This is a genomic window from Janthinobacterium aestuarii (assembly GCF_051380835.1).
Classification (GTDB): Bacteria; Pseudomonadota; Gammaproteobacteria; order Burkholderiales; family Burkholderiaceae_D; genus Janthinobacterium; species Janthinobacterium aestuarii.
In genome coordinates this window covers 435,987-453,127 of the sequence record NZ_JBNYXU010000003.1, presented here as the reverse complement: position 1 = coordinate 453,127, position 17,141 = coordinate 435,987, and the positions used below count along the sequence as shown (strand labels likewise).

Sequence of the window (17,141 nt, the reverse complement as noted above, 5' to 3'; positions counted from 1 at the left end):
CAGAGCTGGTGCAAATAAAGGCCAACAGGCCGCTCACAGCCATTCATATCTGCTAAGATTGCCTTGATTCGTTCGCATCGACCATTCAAGATTTGGAGAGCATATGATCAAAAAAACCCTGCTGCTGATCGTTGTCGTCGTCGCCGCCATCCTCGGCTATGCCACCACCAAGCCCGATACTTTCAGTGTCCAGCGCGAAATCACCATCAAGGCCCCGCCCGGGAAAATCGCCGCCCTGATCACGGACTTCCATTACTGGGCCGCCTGGTCGCCGTGGGAAAAGCTCGATCCCGCCATGCGCCGCACGTTTACGGGCCCGGCCAATGGCCTGGGAGCGCAATATGCGTGGACGGGCAATGACAAGGTGGGCGCCGGCCGCATGGAAATCACGGAAGCGGCACAGCCCGAACGCACCGTCATCAAGCTGGACTTCCTCAAGCCCTTCGAAAGCCACAACACCACCACGTTTACCATGACGCCCGAGGGCGACGGCACCAAGGTGAACTGGACCATGACGGGCCCCAGCCCATACGTCAGCAAGGTGATGACGGTCTTCGTCAGCATGGACAGGATGATCGGCAAGGATTTTGAAAAAGGCTTGAACAACCTGAAGGCGGCTGCGGAACGCTAAGCCCGCTCGCAGCAAAAGGAAACAGGGCCCGCGCGGCCCTGTTTTATTTGGTACCCCTTGCGGGGACAATCTCAGAACTGCTCGATCCAGGCGGCCAGATGGTCTGGCGTGAGCGCCGGTTCAGCCTGCACTACCTTGCCCTGCAAGCCCGATTCCGTCTTGCTCAACTGCAGCGACCAGCCGCGCCGCGCCAGCCACAGCAAGCTGGCCAGCCAAAACGAGTGAATGGACGAGACGGGCGTGGTGGTCGGCGTTTCCAGGAATTCCGTCAGCAGCCGTCCATCGAGGAACAGTGCCGTGCCGCCCTGGTTTTGCAGCGCCGCGCCGAACACGGGCAGCAGCATGTCGATCGCCTGCTCCACGCCACGCCCCGGATGCTCGCGCTCGAGCGTGTCGAGCTGCTGACGCACGGCGGCGGCAAAGGCCGTGCCGCGGAACGCTTCCGAACTGACCAGGTCGGCATAATCCATCAGCAGCCAGTCCGGCTCGGGCGGCGTGACGCCGGCCGTCAGGGCCGCCGACAGATACGCTTCCACGGGCAGTTGCTGTTCCGGACCGGCCAGACTGGCACACAAGGCGTACAGGGTGCCGATGCGGTTGGCGACGGCTTGCCGCTGGCGCACCATCAGCTTTTCGCGCAACAACTGGGCGTGTTCATTGCGCAAGCGCGCCAGTTCCAGCGCCTGTTTCAGTTCCATGCGCAGGGCCGCGATATCCCACGGCTTCTGGATGTAGCGGTGGATCTGCCCCTGGTTGACGGCTTCCACCGTGTGCTCGAGTTCGGAATACGCGGTGGTCAAAATGCGCACGATATGCGGATGGCGGTCCCAGGCGTACGACAGCAATTCGTTGCCGTAGGCGCCGGGCATGCGCTGGTCGGAGACCAGCACGGCGATGCGGTCGGCCTGCTCGTCGAGGATACGCTTGCCCTCCTCGACCGAGGTGGCCGTCAGCACGTCGGCCAGCGGCGCGATGGCGCGCTGGAAGTATTTGAGGGCGTTGGCCTCGTCATCGACATAGAGTATCGTCGGCAAGCCTTGCGCCGGCTCACGCTGAGCCGGTAAACGCAGATTGGCGTCAATCATGCTCGTTCCTTATATGTACTGGAAAATTCAGGGTTACCGCGGTGGAGGTGCCAAACTCGGTGGCGATATCGAGGTTGCCGCCGAACGACTGCATCATGCGGTGGCAAAACACCATGCCCCAGCCCTTGCCTTCGCCGCCGCCGGCACTGACGGGGTCGATCAACAGCTGCTCCACAATCTCGGGGGCGATGCCGGCGCCATTGTCGCGCACCATGATGCGGCCGGCATCGATGCGGATGCCGATCGCTGGACGGGTTTGCTCGCCGGCCGAACGCAAGGCATTCGCCAGCACGGACGATAATATCAGCGCGACGCAATTGGGCGACTCGGCTATGGAAAAATCTTCGCCCACTTCGACCGTGATGGCGGCGCGCTGGGCCGCGCTCAAGGGATAGCTGTCGAGCAAGGCGTCCAGCAACTGGCGCGCGCTGCCGGCGCGGCGTCCTCCCTGCATGCCCGGCCCGGCGCTGGCCAGGCGCACCGTGTCGACAAAGCTGGCCAGGACCGACAGGCAATAACGCGCATTGTCGTGCATCAGGGCGGCCGCTTCGCCGATCTCGGCCTGCGGTGCGGCGTCCGCCTGCGCGCGCCGCGCGATGCCGCGCGCAAAATTGGCGATGGCCGCCAGCGGCGTATTCAATTCATGCGCGAGGAAGGCCAGCGATTCCTCCATCGCCACCAGGCCCTGGCGGCGCGCGGCCCGTTCGCGGCCCGTCTGCACGGCCAGCTGCAGCGCCGTTTGCATGGCGGCCAGGTCGAGCGGCTTTTCCAGCAAACGGAACAAGGTACCGCCGTTGATCAGCTCGAGCAGCACGTCCTTGTCCGCATAGGCGGTCACCAGCATGCAGACGATGTGCGGATAGCGCTGCGCCACTTCCTGCAGCAGCTCGCTGCCCAGGCGGTCCGGCATGCGGTAATCGGTGACGAGCACGTCGATCTGGCCGGCCTCGTCTTCCAGCAAGGCCAGCGCCGCATCGACGCTCTGTGCCGTCAATACGCGGTAGCGAGGGCCGACGGCGCGCTCGAAATACTTGCAGGCGAGCGCTTCATCGTCCACGTACAGCACGCTGGCGCGGCTATCGCTGTCCATGCTAGCGGCCCTCCCAATCGGAGCGCTGCAAGTCGAAATTCATGCTGGCCCATTTGCCCAGCTCGCTTTCGGCGCTCAATGTTCCCCCGTGGCGCTCGATCACGCCATAGCTGATGCTCAAGCCCAGGCCCAGCCCCTGCCCCACTTCGCGCGTGGTAAAGAACGGCTCGAACACCCGCGCCAGGTTTTCCGGGGCGATGCCGGGGCCGTTGTCGCGCACGCTGATGCGCAGGCGCTTGTCGTCCCAGTGAGCCGTGATGCGGATCTCGAACGGCGGTGCATTGCCCTTGCGCATGGATAGCACGGCATTGCCCAGCAAGTTGATCAGCACGCCCACGATGGCCGCCTCGTCGCCGCGCACCAGGGTGTCAACCGGCAAGTCGTGGCTGATACTGACATTTTTCGTTTCATGCCCCACCAGGCGGATGGCCGCGTCAAGCGCGCTGCGGAACTGGAAGTGTCCCGTTTCCAGCTGATTACCGCTCTTGCGGTAGGCAAAGGTCTTCAAGTCGGACACGATGTGCTGCACGCGCAGCATGCCCTGCTTGGCGTCGGCCAGGCATTCGCTCACCAGCGCGCTTTGCTTGGCGGCCGGGTCTTCGATGGCCACTTCGATGGCCATCATGCAGAAATTCACGGGGTTATTGACCTCATGCAGCATGCCGGCGGCCAGCGTGCCGATGGCGGCCATCTTCTCCTGCTGCAGCATCTGTCCCTTGATATCGGCCAGGCTTTTATTCGTTTCTTCCAGCTGCGTGTTCTTTTGCGCCACTTCCGCCTTCAGCTGGAACAGCATGAAGCGGGCGCGCTCATTGAAATACGTAAAGACGGCGCTGATGCTGGCCGACATGATGAGGAACAGACAGTTGACGACAAACGTGCCCGGCAAGTCGAAGCCGCCCGCATGCCAGGCGCAGGCGCCCACGTACAGCAGGCAGGAGATGGCGCCGAAGACCATGTTTTGCCACAGGCCGAAAGCGAGCACGATGCCCGACGAATAGATGGCCAGGGTCATGCCTACGTAATAGATCGAGGTGGCGCCTTCCGTGATGGCGATCATCCAGGCGATCATGATTTGCGGCAGGATCAGCCAGACAAACGTCAGCCCCTGGATGCGGTCTTGCGCCCAGCGCGTGCGCATGGCCAGCACGACGCAAAAGATCAGCACGGACACGACGATGCGCGCGCTGGTAAACGCCGATTGCTTGTCCGGATACAGTGCCGAATCGAGGCCCATGCCCAGCAGGATCAGCACGATGCCCGTGTACGCTCCGCCGCGGCTGAATTCCAGGCGGAAGTCGCGCAAAACGGCCGTATAGCCGGCGTGCAGGCCTGGAGTATCCATCAAGGAATGCTCACTTCCGCGAACACATTCACGCCCGTCGCGTCGACATAGATTTTCGGCTCCGTCGCATGTTCGGGCAGCAAGGCCGACAGGCCCGCTTCATTGCGATAGATCAGATGCCACTCGAGCAAATGTTCCATGCCGAACTTGCCCGGGTTGTCGGCGTGCACATTGGTGACGAGCAAACGTCCGCCCGGCCCCACGCGCGAGGCGAAGTGCATCAGCAGGCGCGCGCACACTTTATCGGACAGGTAGTCGAACAGGCCGGCGCAATACACGGCGTCGAAACTGCCGGGCAAGCCCGTGATGCCCGAGCCATGGCGGCGCTTGAGCAGGTTATGCACGGAATCGTGCACATAATCGATCTCGACCACTCTTCCCGTGCGCTGCATGATGGTGGTCAGGCGCGCGCGCGTCCAGTCCAGCGTCTCGCTGCTGAAGTCGACCAGCTCGAAGGCCAGCCACTGCGCATCGGGGCACGTCTCGAGAAAACGCTGCACCTCGATGGCCGGGCCGCAGCCCACGTTGAGCACTTTGTACACACGCCCCGCGGCACGCGCCGCGGCCGCCTTTTCTGCCAAAAATTCCGTCAGGATATCAATGCGGTTGCGGTGCGCCGTGGCCACGGCCGCCTGCAAGAAGGCCGCATTGACGATCTGAAAATACGTGCTCGGACCCTGGCGCGGATCGTCGAGCAGCTGGTTGACCATCTGGTAATCGCCCGCATAGCCGAGCGGCTTGGTAAACGTGCGGAAGACGAACGGCGCGCGCAGGATCAAAGGATGCAGCGCCGCCTGGGCAAATGCGCGGTGGGCCGGTGCCCGCTCTTCCTCGACGAGCGAGGCTTCCACCTCGAGCTGGCGCAAGTAAAGCTGGGTCTGCTCCATCAGCGGCAAGGCCAGTTCATCGAAGATATCGGGGCGCAGCCGGCCGTTTTCCTTGGGCAGCGAGTCGGACAAGTCGACCTGCTCGACCCAGCGCGCCACTTCCGACAAAAAGGCGCGCATTTCGTTGACGACGATCTGGTAGTCGCGGCGGATGCGGAAGCGCTCGCCCCAGCCCGCCACAAAGGCGCTGGACTCTTTCGCCACGGCGCCCTTGACGACGACCACGTCGCTCAATTCGCGCCACTCGTCGATCAGTGTCACGGAAACGATGGCGGTCAGGCCTGTGTTGACGCTGCTGATGACGACGGCCTTGCCGACGTAGGCGTTTTTCGCCCCCATGCGTACCGTCACGTCATTGAGCACCTCGCTGACCTGCACAATCGAGTATGGATTGTAGATTTCCATGACCAGCGAATTGCGCTGCAAGTTGAAAATCGTGCCGCGCACCGCCTCACCCTGGGTGTTGCGGAAACTGACGACTGGATCGATCTGCGATTGTGAATACACGATTGAGCATTATCAAGTTGCCCGGTTTCCGGCGCACCACACTGGTGACACCAGATTCCAGGCTGGGTTAAGGCACGGCACACCGGTCGTTTGCCGCCGGCTCCGCCATCGCAATGGCGGTATTGCGGCGTCGCGCGACGCCGCGCCGGAGCGCCTCAAAGCGCATCTGTTCGCTCTCTGATCGAGTGTACTATGGATGTAGCAGAACGGGCAATTGTTCCCTCAGGAACGACTCTCCGTGGCGCTGGCGCGCAACGTCGGCGCTCATCCCGCAATAAACAGTGCCAGCGCATGACGCAGCAACTGCGGCGTTTGCCCCGTCCAGCGCTTGAACGAGCGGCGGAAGTTGGTGGCATCATGAAAGCCGAGGTAGGCGGCCACGGCGTCGTTGTCGTAGCCATGCGCCTGGAACAGATAAATCGCCTTGTGCGCGCGCACCTGGTCCAGCTCGGCCTGGAAATGCGTGCCATGGCGCGCCAGGTGGCGCTTCAGGGTGGCGGGACTGACGCCAAACTCCTGCGCCGTGCGCTCCAGAGTTGGAGCGCAGCGGATATGGGCCAGCAGATAGTCGTACAGCGCACCGAGCAGGCTCGCGGCCGGTACGGGCGCCAGGGCCGCCGCGCGCAAGGCCAGCGCGGCCGCCGTGGCATTGCCGCGCGGCCAGGGTTTGTCGAGCAAGCTGGAATCGATGAGCATGGCGTCGACCTGACAATCGAAACGCAGGGACGGCCCCAGGTGCACTTCGTGCTGCTCCACGTGACGGGGCCGCGCGCGGTTGAAGCAGAAGCGCCACGGCAAGGACTCTCCGGCCAGCCAGCGGCACATGGCCGCCAGCGCCGTCATGTGCATTTCCACGAGAAAAGGCAGCTGGCTCGGTGCGCCGAACGCGTCGACCCAGTACAGCACATGCATGTCGCCCGCTTCGCGCAAGCGCGGCTGCAGCAGCGGACACAGCAAGGTATGAAAATCGCACAGGATGGTCAAGGCCTGGCGCAGGTTCTGCGCCTGCAGCAAGGCATGGCTGGCGGCGCCGTAATGGCCGGGCAGCATTTGCTGGCCCAGCATGAAGCTCGTGTCGGCACTGTCCAGGCCGCGCGCCACGTTGACCAGCAATTGCAGGTATTGCGCGGCGCTGACCTGGCTTTCCGCGGACGGCAGCGCACCGCCATCAAGGCCCGTGCCCTTGAGCAGCGGCGCCACGGGCAACTCGCGGCTGCGCGCGTAATCGAGCACCAGCGCCGGCTGATGATGGGCTGCGATGCTGGGGTCGCTTTGCTGGTTCAGCGGCATCAGGCAGGCGCGGCGGTGCCGGCCCGGGGACTGGCGCTCCGTCCCGGCGTTTCCACGGCACGGCTCAGCTCGGCCAGCACCACTTCCGGCACGCCATCGGTGAGCGAGCAGGCATGGCGCAGGCTCAGGCCGATTTCACGGTTGTCGTTGGCGTGGTGGCGCAGCTGCCCCACCATGGCGCACAGGTGGCGCGCCTTCACTGCCCCATCCTCACGCGACACGCCCGGCATCAGCACGGCGAAACGGTCGCCCGCATAGCGGCACAGCAAATCGTCATTGCGCAAGTTCAGCAGCAGCATGTGGCCCACGGCTTGCAGCACGCGGTCGCCTTCGCGGTGGCCGTATTCGCGGTTAATCAAGTGAAAGCTGTCGATATCGAGCAAGACCAGCGCGCAATCGAGGCCGGGCCGGCGCTCCTGCTCCAGGCGCATCTGCGTGCGCAGGTAGCTGGCATCGGCCAGTTGCGTGATGCGGTCGAAGGCGCGGTGGTCGCGGAACAGGCGCTCACGCTTTTGCAGATGCTCGTTCAGGCGAAACTGTTCCTGGCGCCAGTAATACATGCCGATCGTCACCAGCAGCATGCCAAACGGAATCAAGCCTTCGAGCCAGTTATCCCACACGGCGCTCTTGTCGACGGCAAAGAATTCGTCGAGACAATCGGCCCAGGACCCCAGCATGATGGCGCACAGGCCGCCGGCGATCAAACTCGTCACCAGCCCGCGCGGGCGGCTGCTGAGGGTAAACAAAAACCAGATGCCCGCCATGAAGGCCGTGCCGCCTTCGCAGACGATATCCATCCACTTCCAGATGGCAAACGGTTTAAGGTGCCCCAGTGTGGCGTACAGGAACAAGAACAGGGGCAAGGCCAGTGCGGCGGCAATCAGGCTGTTACGGTGCAATGGCAGCATGTGGGAAAACCTTTAAAAGTGGTGCTGTCGCCACGATAGCGCCCGCCCATGACGGCACGATGACATGCTCCACGCCCGTGCGGCAGGTGCAAACGGCTCATCATTCCCTGGGGCGCTCATGCAAATACGGCATGCCACGCCCCATGTGCCCACGACCGGCAGGTCATTTCAGCTCACCACGGTCCATTTCCAGCCGGAAAGCGTTCACGGGCCGTGGTTTTCAGGGTGGCAAGCCCTTGCCTGTCACGCAACCGTCATATTTGCTGCCTAGAATCCGCCCGGTTCCTTCCCCTAACCGAGCTCTTCATGAAAACCATGCACACTTCGACTCCCTCCCCGCTGCGCCTGACGGCCCTGGCCCTCGGCATCATGGCCGTCTTCAGCGGTCAAAGCCATGCGCAAGATGCGGACGGCCAGCCGGCCGCCACCGTGGTTGTCAGCGGCCAGCGCGCCAGCCTGCGCAACGCCATCGCCGCGCAAGAGAAAGCCGACAACATCATCAGCGTCATCAGCAGCGACGATATCGGCGGCTTGCCCGATAAAAACGCGGCCGAAGCACTGGCCCGCTTGCCGGGCGTGTCCGTACAGCGCGACCAGGGCGAAGGCCGCTACATCACGGTGCGCGGCCTGGGTCCGGACTTGAATGCCGTCACCATCAACGGCGCCCTCGTGCCGTCGCCGGAAGCGGGCCGCCGCGCCGTGGCGCTCGACATCCTGCCTGCCGGCCTGATCCGCACGCTGGAAGTCTCGAAGACTTTACTTCCCGAAATGGACGCCAACTCGCTGGGCGCCACGATCGAAGTGAAATCACTGTCCGCCTTCGACTTGCCGGGCAAGCTGCTGTCGGCCAACGTGGGCGCCAGCTACGACGAAAAGACGGGCAAGACCAGCCCCAGCGGCGGCGCCCTGTGGGCCCAGCGCTTCCTCGACGGCAAGCTGGGCGTGGCAGCCGGCCTGAGCGCGGAAAAGCGCTCGTTCGGCTCCGATGACGTGGAAACGGGCGGCGCCTGGAGCAAGGGGAAATTATCGGGCCTGGAATTGCGCGACTACCTGCCCGTGCGCAAGCGCGGCGCCCTGGCCGTCAATCTCGACTACCGTCCCGAAGCGGGCAACAGCTGGTTCTTGCGCTCGTTCGTCAGCGAATTCTCCGACAATGAAGTGCGCGACCGCCTGACCATCAGCAATATCGCGGGCGGCAGCCTGGCCGAAGACCAGGCGGCCAGCGCGCGCGCCGAGCGCCGCATCCGCCAGCGCAAATACACGCAGCAAGTGCGCTCGCTCGTACTGGGCACGCAGCAGAAATCGGGCGACTGGATCCTGGACGTCAAAGGCGGCATGAGCCGCGCCACGGAAGACACGCCGGAATCCCTGAACGATGGCCGTTTCCGCGGCACCAGCAATTTCGCCGGCATCAGCTTTACGGATACGCAGGAGCCGAAACTGAGCGGCCCCGCCTCGCTGTACGATCCGGCCAGCTACGCGCTCAACGCCATCACCCTGCAAAAGCGCTACTCGAAGGACAATGAACACCATGCGCGCATCGACCTGGCGCGCAAGTTCGACATCGCCACCCTGAAGTTCGGCGCCAAAGTCAGCCGCCGTGAAAAGACCAATGACACGGATCAATGGGCGTATAACAGCAGCAAGACGACCAGCGGCAATTACTGGGGCACCGGTTCCACGTCGATGAGCAATTTCGTGCAGGGCCACAATCTCGACTACGACCTGGGCAACATCGGCGTGGCGCTGGACCCGGCCCTGATACGCGCCCGCGTGGCGGGACTGGACCGCGCCAAGGCGCGCCTGTCCACGGAATCGATCATCAACGACTACCGCATGCATGAAGACATCAACGCCATGTATGTGCAAAACAGCTACGACTTCGACGCCTGGCACATCCTCGGCGGCGTGCGCGCCGAACGTACCAGTTTCGAGGCGGCCGGTTCGCAAGTGGACAGCGCCGGCGTGGCAACGCCCTTGACGCGCGAGCGTTCGTACACCAACTGGCTGCCGAACCTGCAAACCCGTTATGACGTCGATCAAAAGACCAGCGTGCGGGCCGCCTGGACGCAAGCCGTGGTGCGCGCCAATTTCAGCCAGCTGGCGCCGGGCATCAGCCTGGCCAGCAACACGGAAGCCGTAATCGGCAACCCGGACCTGAAACCGCTGAAGGCGAACAATCTGGATCTCGGCATCGAGCGCGTGCTGGGCAACGATGGCGTGATGTCGGCTTACGGCTTCTACAAGGACATCAAGAATTTTACGTACACGACGAACCTGGCCGGCACGGGCCAATGGGTGGGCTACACGACGGCCACGTCATATGCGAATGGCGACGCGGCCAAAGTCAAAGGCATCGAACTGGCTTACATGCAGCCGCTGCGCATGCTGCCGGCGCCATTCAATAAATTCCTCGTCGGCGTGAATGGCACCCTGAGCACGTCGAGCGCGCAAATCGGCCGTTTCGACAAGGCGACGAACAAGCAGATGCACCGCGACATCCGCCTGCCGGGCCAGTCGAATCAGGTGATGAACTTGATGCTGGGCTATGAAACGGGGCCTGTCAGCGCCCGCCTGGCCCTCAACTACAAGTCGCCGTATCTGCTGGAAATGGGCAACGACATCCTTGACCAAAGCCAGGACCATATCGTCGCCAGCCAGAAACAGCTCGATTTTTCGCTGTCGTACCAGATCAACAAACAGTTCCAGGTACTGTTCGAAGCGGCGAACCTGAACAACGAGAAATACTATGTATACCAGGGCACGAAGCAATACAACGTGCAGAACGAACAATACGGCCGCACTTTCAAAGTGAGCTTGAAAGCCAGCGCCTTCTGATGATGATTTCAATGAACATGAATAACATAAAAGAAACCGTACTCTGCGGCGCTTTGCTGGCTGCTTTTTGCCTCACGGGCACGGCGCAAGCGGCGCCTGTCCAAGCTGTCCCTTCATTTACGCAGGAAGCGGAAGAGCTGGCGCGCCTGCCCGGCGGCGGCTGGCTGACCCTGGACAAGCACGGCTTGCGCCTGTTCAATGCAAGCGGCCAGGAGCAGGATCGCATCGCCGTGCGCGCCAAGCAGCTCGACACGCGCAGCGACGGCAATAAAGTGCTGGCCGTCTTCCTGGAAGCGGAGACGCAGCGCCCGCTGCCCGTGTCCGTCGATGTGTCGGCCGGCAAGCTCAATCGCCTGGCACCGTTTCCCGTTCCCACGTTTTCCGTGGAAGCGTCCTGCCTCTACCGCGACGCCCAGCAACTCGACCATCTGTTCTTGATCGGCAAGGATGGGCAAGCGGAACAGTGGGTGATGCAAGGTGAACAGCGCAGCCTGGTACGTAAACTCGCTTTGCCGCCCCATGCCAAGCATTGCCGCGCCGACGATGGCGCCCAGCGCCTGCTGGTGAGCGAGGCCAACATGGGCGTGTGGTCGTATGAAGCCGACTCCGAAGGCATGGGCAAGCGCGAAGTGGTGGCCCTGCGCAAGCCGTATGGCCAGCTGGACGTTGGCGCCGGCGCCCTGGCCGTGCTGCCGGGTGGTGTCGCCGTGCTCGACGGCAAGGCGGACAAGCTGCACCTGTATTCCCATCAGGGAAGTAAATGGACGGCACAGCCAGCCCAAGCTGTCACCTTGAACGTGCGCAAGGGCGACAGCCAGCTGGCCCTCGACGGAAATTCCTTGATGTTGCGCGGCAAGGACGGTTGGCAAGCGCGATCATTGAAATGGGCTGGCCAAGCGGAAACATCGCCTGCGGTGGCCATCATCGCACCGCAGGCCCAGACGGAACCCATGGCGCGCCAGGGCGACGCTGCCGATGATCCAGCCATCTGGCTGTCCAGCAACCCCGCCAACGCACGCATCCTGGGCACCAACAAGAAGCAAGGACTGCTCGTCTACGACCTGCAAGGCAAGCAGACGCAGCTGCTGGAAGTGGGCCGCCTGAACAACGTCGATGTGCGGCAAAACATCAGCCTTGGCGGCGGCAAGGTCGACTTGGCCGTCGCCACCCAGCGCGACGACAACAGCATGATGCTGTTCACAATCAATGCCGATGGCGTCGTGGCGGAAGCGGGCCGTTTCCCGACCGGACTGAAAAGCATCTACGGCATGTGCTTGTACCAGCCAGCCAGCGGCGGCGGCGTGGAAGCGTTCATCAACGACAAGGACGGCACCTTCCAGCAGTACAGAATCGAAATGAGCGGCATGAACGGCAACAAGTTCAGTGCCACCCTCTTGCGCAGCTTCAAGGTCGCCACCCAACCGGAAGGCTGCGTGGCCGACGACGCCAACGCCAGATTGTTCCTGGGCGAGGAAACGCGCGGCATCTGGACCACCTCGGCCGACGCCGCCAAGCCCGATGCACTCGCCATGGTCCTGCCCGTGGGCGCACAGTTGACGGCCGACGTGGAAGGCATGGCCATCTACCGCCAGCCGGGCGGCAAGGCTGATTCTGGCTACCTGATCGTCTCCAGCCAGGGCGACAACAGCTACGTCGTGCTCGACGCCAAAGCCCCCTACAAGGTGCGCGGCCGTTTCAAGGTGGGCTTCAATTTACCGGCAGGCATCGACGGCACCTCGGAAACGGATGGCCTGGACGTCACGTCCGCCAGCCTGGGCGGCGCCTACGCGCAAGGCATGCTGGTGATACAGGACGGTTACAAGCGCCTGCCGGACGGGCCGCAGAACTTCAAGTATGTGGCGTGGGGCGATGTGGCGAAGGCCTTGAAGCTGGATTGAATTGCAGGTTTAAATGCCGGGGTCAGACCCGACGGGTCTGACCCCGGATTTTGCGCTGCTGCATCGCTTAGTTTGTGCGCGGCATATCGATGGCAAAAGGCAGGCTTTTGCCGAAGAAATCCACACGGCCTGTGATGGCCAGCCGTTGCGCCGACAATTCCACCAGACAGATATCCGCTACGTCGCGGTATTCCATCATGTAGAGAGCCGATTCACACTGCACATCGTCGGCATCGACAGCAAGCCTGTGTACGGGTGCGGCATCCGCTCCCGCTACTAGCAAGCCCAGCAAAGAGAAGGACGGCGGATACAGCGCCCACGACCAGGGAGCATCGTCGTCTTCCGTCAGTTGCATGAACACATCGTCGTCGGCCTCGATCTTGATATTAACTTCCCGCATGCCGTCGCCACGCGCCTCCAGGCTGACCCTGGATTTCGCCACATCCACGTCGAAATTGGTGTCGCCGATACTGAATACATGCATTACGCTGCTACTCCTGATTGACACGTGAATCCACTACCCGATAGGCCAGCAGATTAGCGAAGGGTTCTGCCAGTATGGTCCACATTTCGCTCAGATCGGCATCAGCGTTCAATGCATAGACCTTGCAATAGGCAAGCAGCTTTTCGCTGCGCGTCTTGCCGAGCGAAATGTTCCCAATTCCATACGGCATCCATGCCGTGGCAGGCGCCAGCAAAGTAAACGTCGATATCAACGACACCACCGCACTGCCGCCCTTGCATCAAACGCCAAAATTCAGTGTTTAATTGAAATTAAAATGGTGCGAACACCGCAAATGACGTACGAATGCGTGTAGGCAGCTTGAAGCAAGACACGGGAAATTGAAAATCGAGGCGGTGGCACACAAAGACGGTTCAGACTGTCGCTTTCTCTTGCAAAACTAAATTCAGCAATGGCCACTTCACACGGATCGTTTGATACTTTCATAAAGTCGTGTTAGGCCCCCTAATTATTGACTGATCACAAGAAATAATTCAGGCTATCGCTTAGCCTGAATTATACATATTCACGCAGTCAATTCGTCTTCGAATCGAACATCGTAGGGTAAAGACACTTTATTCAATGCGATGCAGCTAAGTAGTTCAGAATTTTTCCGTTCAAAGCTTGGTGTCCCACAAGCAGGAGTTAATGGAGGACGCTCAACCATTTTGGCTCGCTGTAAAATCATCATTTTCTTCTTCTCGTGCCATTACTTCAGTGTCTGCTAGTCTCAGCCGTATTAAAATACCGTTCCATGACCTCCCCCGCTTCGACCTCTTCCCTCCCCGACAGCATCCTGCTCCCTTCCCTGGCCGTATTGGGAGGACAGATTTCCGTCAATTTGGGGGCGGCGATTGCGAAGAATCTGTTTCCTGTCATCGGGGTCGAGGGGATTACGGCTTACCGGGTAGGGTTTTCGGCGCTGATCCTGCTGGCTATCTTCCGGCCGTGGCGCTACCGGCTGACGCGCAAGGATGTGCTGAACTTGCTCGTCTATGGTTCCGTGCTGGGGCTGATGAATTTGCTGATTTACCGGGCGTTTGCGCTGATACCGATTGGTATCGCGGTCGCTATCGAGGTCACGGGGCCGCTGGCCGTGGCCATGCTGTCGTCGCGCCGGCCGCGCGATTTGCTGGCTGTCGCCTGCGCCGTGTTCGGCTTGTATTTGCTGCTGCCCCTGCAAGGCAGTCCGGGCAGCCTGGACCCTGTCGGCGTGGCGTATGCGCTGGGGGCGGCCCTGTGCTGGGCGCTGTACATCATCTTCGGCAAGCGCGCCTCGACCTTGCAAGGCGGCCAGGCCGTGGCCTGGGGCATGACGGTGGCGGCCATGGTAACGGTGCCCATCGGCGTCGCGTACTCGGGGACGGCACTGCTGGCGCCATCAATCGCGCTGATGGGCCTGGCCATCGCCATGCTGTCCAGCGCCCTGCCATATTCGCTGGAAATCTTTGCCCTGCGCCGCTTGCCGCAAGGCGTGTTCGGCATGTTCAGCAGCGCGGCACCGGCCGTCAGCGCGCTGGCCGCCATGGTGGTACTGGGAGAAATGCTGAGCTTGACGCAGTGGCTGGCCATCGCCTGCATCGTGTTCGCGTCGGCCATGGCGGCGCTCGGCGCACAGGGCGGCAAGCGCTAGCGGTGCTCGACGGGCAGGCAGGTTTTGATGCCCGCCTGTAAAATGCGTCATTGCTTGCCATATCGCGCACTCCGTCCCACCGATGACATCCACATTTTTTTTCCACCTGCTCTCCCCTCTCGCTGCCGTAGCCGTACTGCTGACGCCAGCCGCCGTCGCGCAGGCTGCCGCTCCGGCCGCTCTCAAGGGCAATGCGGAAACGGGCAAGGCCGCGTTTCGCAAGTGCGCTTCCTGCCATCAGGTAGGCCCATCGGCGCGCGGCGGCTTTGGCCCCAAGCTGACGGGCGTGATCGGCCGCAAAGCCGGTGCCACCACCGACTACAAGTATTCGGCGGCGATGAAAAACGCGAATATCGTCTGGACCGAGCAAAACCTGGCCGGCTTCCTGAAAGCACCGAGCGACTTCATTCCCGGCAATAACATGCGCTTCTGGGGCATCGGCAATGCGCAGCAGGTGGCCGACTTGCTGGCCTACCTGCGCACGCAGTAAGCACCTCCCATAACGCATGCATGGACAGGCGCATACCGCATCCAGCCCATGAAGCCGGATCAAGCTCCCAGCGCCTGCAGCACGCCCTTGCGCTTCTTGTGCGCTGCTTCATAGGCCCGCAGCCGCTTGCGCTGGGCGGTGGACAGACCATCGAGCTTGTCGCGGATCTGCGCCACCGTCAATTGCTGGTAGCCGGCGATGGGCAAGTCCGGCGATGACGCATCCGAGGCAGCGCCGCCGGCTTTTTTCCGCCTCTGCGCTTCCTTCGTTTCACCCGATTGCGCCCTTTGCTTGTTCACGATGCGCGCCGCGACTTCTTCCTCGCGGCCCGAATAGCGTCCTTCCTGCTTGAAATCCCGTTCCAGCTTCTTGAATTCGCGTTCACGCTTGGGGCTTGCACCGACAGGCATGTCCCCTGCGGTCTACGTTTTGGCCGGCAACTTGCGCAGGCACAGGTAAATGGAATACAGCGCCGCCAGTCCCACCAGCACGTACACGCCACGCGAAGCGGTCGTCATGGCGCCGAGGATGCTGGCCACGATGTCGATATCGAACAAACCCACCAGCGCCCAGTTCAAGCCGCCCACGATCAAGAGGATCATCGAGATCCAGTCGACCACGTTCAAGCGCTTTGCCGACATTTCCTGTTTTGCCGCACCGTCCGATCCTGCCTGGATATTCGCCATATCAACCTCCTGTAAGAAGAAAGGACCCGCCGCCGGGTCTATCAAGGAACAGTGTAGGCGCGGCGCCGGCATGCGCCAGTCGGACGATGCCGGGCATTGAAGTAGGAAGACTCTGTAATCAGGCGGGTGATTTTATCTGGCAACAAGCCAGGCGACAGCGCGCATCGGGTAACTGCAATTCATTGCCGCAGCTGCTTGTACATGATGGTGGTGGCGTCCAGGCGATCGCCGTCCGGCGCCAGCGCATAGGCGGGGATGCTGCCGGCCACCATGTAGCCAAGCGACAAGTACAGCGGTTCCGCATGGTCACCGCTGCGCGTGTCCAGAGTCAGCAGGCTGCGCGGCAACTGGCGCGCCTGTACTTCCAGCGCCCGCATCAGCAGGCGGGCGATGCCGTGCCGACGGAAAGCGGGCGCGACCAGCAGCTTGCGCACTTCGGCCCGGTGCGCCTGGTTGGGATTGGTGTCCCAGTCCAGCTGCACGGCGCCCGCCACCTGGCCATCGACTTCGGCCACCAGCAACAGGCGCACGCCGCGCGTGACGGCCGGCAACACATTATCGGTCCAGAACGCCTGGCTGGCCGCCGTATCAAAGGGCAAGATAAAACCGATGCTGGCGCCGTCGTGCACGCAGTCTTGCAGCAAGGCGCCCAGTTCCGGCAAGCGTTCGAGAATATCGGTGGAGGAAAAATGGCGTAGCGATGCGGACATGGCGACCTCAGACAAGAAAGAGAAAATAGCGGGCGCCGCTGTCTGGCGGCGTCGTGAACGCGCTGGGGCCGCGCAACTGGTAGCGCAGGCAGTCGCCGGCCAATAAATCGTGCGCGCGGCCGTCGACGGTCACGTTCAGCTTGCCTTCCTGCAGCAACAGATGGTGTTCCATGCCGGGCCGGGGCGAGGCGGCATAAGTGATCGTCACGCCCGCATCGAGTTCGCATTCGAGCGCTTCGCCGGCCAGTGCGCGTGACGGCGGCGAGACGGAGCGGCGCCGGAAACCCGTGTCCGGGTCCGTCCATACGCTTTGCTGAGCCCGCCGCAGCAGCGGTGGGAAATCGTCTTCCACCATGCGCAGCAGGCGCGACATGGCCAGGCCGTACGCGGCGCACAGCTTGCCCAGCACGCTAGTCGTCGGACTGACTTCGCCATTTTCCAGGCGTGACAGGGTGGCGCGGCTGACCTGGCTGGCAGTGGCCAGCTGGTCCAGCGACCACCCCTGCTCCACGCGCAACTGTTTTAAACGCGCCGCCAGCCGCTGTTCCGTCTCGTTATCAGTCAATGTTGGATTTTCCATATATGGGAATTTATCCCACAAAAGAGAAATTGGCAAGCGGTTGCTGCACAGTTGATCGGCG

17 protein-coding genes are annotated in these 17,141 nt (G+C 62.2%); 5 read left to right on the top strand and 12 right to left on the bottom strand.

The window, feature by feature from the left end; genetic code table 11:
* The first annotated feature begins 103 nt into the window (after positions 1 to 103).
* Positions 104 to 631, top strand: a complete 528-nt coding sequence (locus ACQ4WO_RS11665; protein ID WP_436481568.1) for an SRPBCC family protein — start codon at positions 104 to 106, stop codon at positions 629 to 631.
* Between the two features lie 71 nt (positions 632 to 702).
* On the opposite strand, the gene ACQ4WO_RS11660 is transcribed toward ACQ4WO_RS11665, so the two are convergent.
* The 6 genes from ACQ4WO_RS11660 to ACQ4WO_RS11635 form a co-directional block, all read right to left on the bottom strand.
* On the bottom strand, positions 703 to 1,716 hold the full coding sequence (locus ACQ4WO_RS11660) for a response regulator (RefSeq protein WP_436481567.1): 1,014 nt from the start codon (positions 1,714 to 1,716) through the stop codon (positions 703 to 705).
* Positions 1,709 to 2,806 carry a hybrid sensor histidine kinase/response regulator gene (locus tag ACQ4WO_RS11655; RefSeq protein WP_436481566.1) on the bottom strand — a complete coding sequence of 366 codons (1,098 nt, stop codon included), beginning with the start codon at positions 2,804 to 2,806 and terminating at the stop codon, positions 1,709 to 1,711. Before ACQ4WO_RS11655 ends, ACQ4WO_RS11660 begins: the two co-directional genes overlap by 8 nt.
* A 1-nt stretch (position 2,807) precedes the next feature.
* Positions 2,808 to 4,151 (bottom strand): sensor histidine kinase, encoded by a 1,344-nt coding sequence (locus tag ACQ4WO_RS11650; protein ID WP_319991892.1) that lies wholly within the window; start codon positions 4,149 to 4,151, stop codon positions 2,808 to 2,810.
* A complete protein-coding gene (locus ACQ4WO_RS11645) occupies positions 4,151 to 5,545 on the bottom strand; it encodes a class I SAM-dependent methyltransferase (RefSeq protein ID WP_436481565.1) in 1,395 nt (464 codons plus the stop codon). The genes ACQ4WO_RS11650 and ACQ4WO_RS11645 overlap by 1 nt, the downstream gene beginning before the upstream one ends.
* 264 nt (positions 5,546 to 5,809) lie before the next feature.
* Entirely contained in the window at positions 5,810 to 6,835 is a 1,026-nt protein-coding gene (locus ACQ4WO_RS11640; protein WP_436481564.1) for an AraC family transcriptional regulator, read from the bottom strand.
* Entirely contained in the window at positions 6,835 to 7,743 is a 909-nt protein-coding gene (locus ACQ4WO_RS11635) for a GGDEF domain-containing protein (protein ID WP_436481563.1), read from the bottom strand. Before ACQ4WO_RS11635 ends, ACQ4WO_RS11640 begins: the two co-directional genes overlap by 1 nt.
* Before the next feature lie 315 nt (positions 7,744 to 8,058).
* On the opposite strand from ACQ4WO_RS11635, the gene ACQ4WO_RS11630 reads away from it, so the two are divergent.
* On the top strand, positions 8,059 to 10,581 hold the full coding sequence (locus ACQ4WO_RS11630; protein WP_436481562.1) for a TonB-dependent receptor: 2,523 nt from the start codon (positions 8,059 to 8,061) through the stop codon (positions 10,579 to 10,581).
* Between the two features lie 17 nt (positions 10,582 to 10,598).
* The gene (locus ACQ4WO_RS11625; RefSeq protein WP_436481561.1) at positions 10,599 to 12,479 is read left to right on the top strand and encodes a phytase; all 1,881 of its coding nucleotides are present in this window, start codon (positions 10,599 to 10,601) and stop codon (positions 12,477 to 12,479) included.
* A gap of 67 nt (positions 12,480 to 12,546) precedes the next feature.
* On the opposite strand, the gene ACQ4WO_RS11620 is transcribed toward ACQ4WO_RS11625, so the two are convergent.
* Together ACQ4WO_RS11620 and ACQ4WO_RS11615 are read right to left on the bottom strand one after the other, a co-directional pair.
* Positions 12,547 to 12,963 carry a hypothetical protein gene (locus tag ACQ4WO_RS11620; RefSeq protein WP_436481560.1) on the bottom strand — a complete coding sequence of 139 codons (417 nt, stop codon included), beginning with the start codon at positions 12,961 to 12,963 and terminating at the stop codon, positions 12,547 to 12,549.
* Between the two features lie 7 nt (positions 12,964 to 12,970).
* Entirely contained in the window at positions 12,971 to 13,201 is a 231-nt protein-coding gene (locus ACQ4WO_RS11615) for a hypothetical protein (protein WP_436481559.1), read from the bottom strand.
* 534 nt (positions 13,202 to 13,735) lie between these two features.
* Between ACQ4WO_RS11615 and ACQ4WO_RS11610 the strand changes: the two genes are divergently transcribed.
* Positions 13,736 to 14,614 (top strand): EamA family transporter, encoded by an 879-nt coding sequence (locus ACQ4WO_RS11610; protein ID WP_189396476.1) that lies wholly within the window; start codon positions 13,736 to 13,738, stop codon positions 14,612 to 14,614.
* 82 nt (positions 14,615 to 14,696) lie between these two features.
* Positions 14,697 to 15,104, top strand: a complete 408-nt coding sequence (locus tag ACQ4WO_RS11605; RefSeq protein WP_436481558.1) for a c-type cytochrome — start codon at positions 14,697 to 14,699, stop codon at positions 15,102 to 15,104.
* A gap of 59 nt (positions 15,105 to 15,163) precedes the next feature.
* Here ACQ4WO_RS11605 and ACQ4WO_RS11600 read toward each other — a convergent pair whose 3' ends face one another.
* The 4 genes from ACQ4WO_RS11600 to ACQ4WO_RS11585 all read right to left on the bottom strand — a co-directional run bounded on the left by ACQ4WO_RS11600 (position 15,164) and on the right by ACQ4WO_RS11585 (position 17,080).
* A complete protein-coding gene (locus tag ACQ4WO_RS11600; protein WP_436481557.1) occupies positions 15,164 to 15,514 on the bottom strand; it encodes a hypothetical protein in 351 nt (116 codons plus the stop codon).
* Between the two features lie 12 nt (positions 15,515 to 15,526).
* A complete protein-coding gene (locus tag ACQ4WO_RS11595; protein WP_436481556.1) occupies positions 15,527 to 15,790 on the bottom strand; it encodes a DUF378 domain-containing protein in 264 nt (87 codons plus the stop codon).
* A 179-nt stretch (positions 15,791 to 15,969) separates the two neighbouring features.
* Positions 15,970 to 16,500, bottom strand: a complete 531-nt coding sequence (locus ACQ4WO_RS11590) for a GNAT family N-acetyltransferase (RefSeq protein WP_436481555.1) — start codon at positions 16,498 to 16,500, stop codon at positions 15,970 to 15,972.
* A gap of 7 nt (positions 16,501 to 16,507) precedes the next feature.
* Positions 16,508 to 17,080, bottom strand: coding sequence for a helix-turn-helix domain-containing protein (locus tag ACQ4WO_RS11585; protein WP_436481554.1), 573 nt, complete (start codon positions 17,078 to 17,080; stop codon positions 16,508 to 16,510).
* Positions 17,081 to 17,141 lie beyond the last annotated feature (61 nt).

Coding starts and splice junctions, on each gene's coding strand:
- ACQ4WO_RS11665 (WP_436481568.1), top strand. CDS start 104: ATGATCAAAAAAACCCTGCTGCTGATCGTTGTCGTCGTCGCCGCCATC.
- ACQ4WO_RS11660 (WP_436481567.1), bottom strand. CDS start 1,716: ATGATTGACGCCAATCTGCGTTTACCGGCTCAGCGTGAGCCGGCGCAA.
- ACQ4WO_RS11655 (WP_436481566.1), bottom strand. CDS start 2,806: ATGGACAGCGATAGCCGCGCCAGCGTGCTGTACGTGGACGATGAAGCG.
- ACQ4WO_RS11650 (WP_319991892.1), bottom strand. CDS start 4,151: ATGGATACTCCAGGCCTGCACGCCGGCTATACGGCCGTTTTGCGCGAC.
- ACQ4WO_RS11640 (WP_436481564.1), bottom strand. CDS start 6,835: ATGCCGCTGAACCAGCAAAGCGACCCCAGCATCGCAGCCCATCATCAG.
- ACQ4WO_RS11635 (WP_436481563.1), bottom strand. CDS start 7,743: ATGCTGCCATTGCACCGTAACAGCCTGATTGCCGCCGCACTGGCCTTG.
- ACQ4WO_RS11630 (WP_436481562.1), top strand. CDS start 8,059: ATGCACACTTCGACTCCCTCCCCGCTGCGCCTGACGGCCCTGGCCCTC.
- ACQ4WO_RS11625 (WP_436481561.1), top strand. CDS start 10,599: ATGAATAACATAAAAGAAACCGTACTCTGCGGCGCTTTGCTGGCTGCT.
- ACQ4WO_RS11620 (WP_436481560.1), bottom strand. CDS start 12,963: ATGCATGTATTCAGTATCGGCGACACCAATTTCGACGTGGATGTGGCG.
- ACQ4WO_RS11610 (WP_189396476.1), top strand. CDS start 13,736: ATGACCTCCCCCGCTTCGACCTCTTCCCTCCCCGACAGCATCCTGCTC.
- ACQ4WO_RS11605 (WP_436481558.1), top strand. CDS start 14,697: ATGACATCCACATTTTTTTTCCACCTGCTCTCCCCTCTCGCTGCCGTA.
- ACQ4WO_RS11600 (WP_436481557.1), bottom strand. CDS start 15,514: ATGCCTGTCGGTGCAAGCCCCAAGCGTGAACGCGAATTCAAGAAGCTG.
- ACQ4WO_RS11595 (WP_436481556.1), bottom strand. CDS start 15,790: ATGGCGAATATCCAGGCAGGATCGGACGGTGCGGCAAAACAGGAAATG.
- ACQ4WO_RS11590 (WP_436481555.1), bottom strand. CDS start 16,500: ATGTCCGCATCGCTACGCCATTTTTCCTCCACCGATATTCTCGAACGC.
- ACQ4WO_RS11585 (WP_436481554.1), bottom strand. CDS start 17,080: ATGGAAAATCCAACATTGACTGATAACGAGACGGAACAGCGGCTGGCG.